Origin of the sequence: Defluviitalea phaphyphila, assembly GCF_001466305.1 — a bacterium.
GTDB classification, from domain to species: domain Bacteria; phylum Bacillota; class Clostridia; order Lachnospirales; family Defluviitaleaceae; genus Defluviitalea_A; species Defluviitalea_A phaphyphila.
On the sequence record NZ_JWID01000067.1, the window covers coordinates 1 to 1262 of the forward strand.

At 28.5% G+C, this 1262-nt stretch carries 3 protein-coding genes; all 3 read right to left on the reverse strand.

Annotated features, from left to right (window positions below):
* The coding region (locus OM90_RS12170; protein ID WP_202813804.1) for a hypothetical protein at positions 1–347 on the reverse strand (347 nt) is incomplete at its 3' end.
* Between the two features lie 48 nt (positions 348–395).
* Entirely contained in the window at positions 396–713 is a 318-nt protein-coding gene (locus OM90_RS12175) for a hypothetical protein (RefSeq protein ID WP_058487113.1), read from the reverse strand.
* Position 714: 1 nt separating this feature from the next.
* The coding region (locus tag OM90_RS12960; protein ID WP_207643875.1) for a hypothetical protein at positions 715–1262 on the reverse strand (548 nt) is incomplete at its 5' end.

Sequence of the window (1262 nt, forward strand, 5' to 3'; positions counted from 1 at the left end):
TCATCTCTTATAATTACTCCAAAATATCCATCGGATAAACGATAGGTTCCATCTTTCATTAGACTAACTCTTACTACAAATATATCTTCTTCTTTATCTCCTTCTTTGGGATAGACGTAAAATCTATCATAACTTTGGCTCCAACCTTTGCCTACCATTGACTTAATTGTAAATTCTTCATTATATTTTTCTTTTAAATATTCTAGTACCATGTCATATTTTTCTTTTAAGGTATATTCTTTTTTATTTCTAAACATTAATTTGCATCCCCCTATCCCTATGGATATGATAACTAATAAAAGAATGCTAAATATCTTTTTTCCTGTTTTCATTTTTTTTATATACATTTTTCCTCCTTATTATATTTTATTTTTTTATGTACTAGCTTTTATTTTTTATCTAATGCTTTGGTCAATAACTATTTGATCTTTCATATTTTCAATAGGACAATTTTTATGGTCTTCTTCACCATTAATATTTATTTGAGTTCCTTTAGGAAACATTGTAATTTTATATGCTTCTGTTTCCCATCTAAGTCCTATTTCTGCAGAAGCTTTTGTTGAGGTAACGGGAAATATAATGTAACTATTCCCTTCTTTTTCTGAAACTTCAAATTTTATGTTTCTATCATTTATGGCATGACTTACATGTTTAAAATCTATAACCATTACAAGTAAAATAATTACTATAAACAAGGATACTATCTTTTTCATATTACTCCCCTTCTACTGGTTTTACTGGTCCAAGAGTTTTAAATCCACCCCCATAAAAATCTGCACCCTTTAATCCTCTACCAACCTGTACTCTATAGGGTACTTGATACCATTTACCTAATTCATAATCATACCCTCCAAACAAATCTTCTTCAAAATTACCTTCTGCTGATTTAACACGGAATAATAATAATCCTGCTACTTTAGGTCCTCCATATTGATATACAAAATATTCATCAGTAAGGAATTTTGCTTCCATTATCAATTTATGTTCAGCTAATAAATTATACTCATCTTCAAACCATATCCTATCACCATAATCTCCTACAGCATATGGCAGTGCTCTATTATAATATGTCTCAAAATCCATACGATAGTCAAAATTACATATTGCTTCCATATAGTTTTTTGCTATATTAGCTAATTTAGGTATGTTTTCTTCCCCATAATTTTCTATTAAATCTTGTCTTTCTTTTTCGTAATTTGGCAAATAACTACATAGTAAATCAAATTGTTCTTGGGTTAATTCTGAACTTGTATTTTCTTTTG

What these genes read in the sequence shown, in the direction of transcription:
- OM90_RS12175 (WP_058487113.1), bottom strand. Translation starts at nt 713, where the DNA reads ATGAAAAAGATAGTATCCTTGTTTATAGTAATTATTTTACTTGTAATG.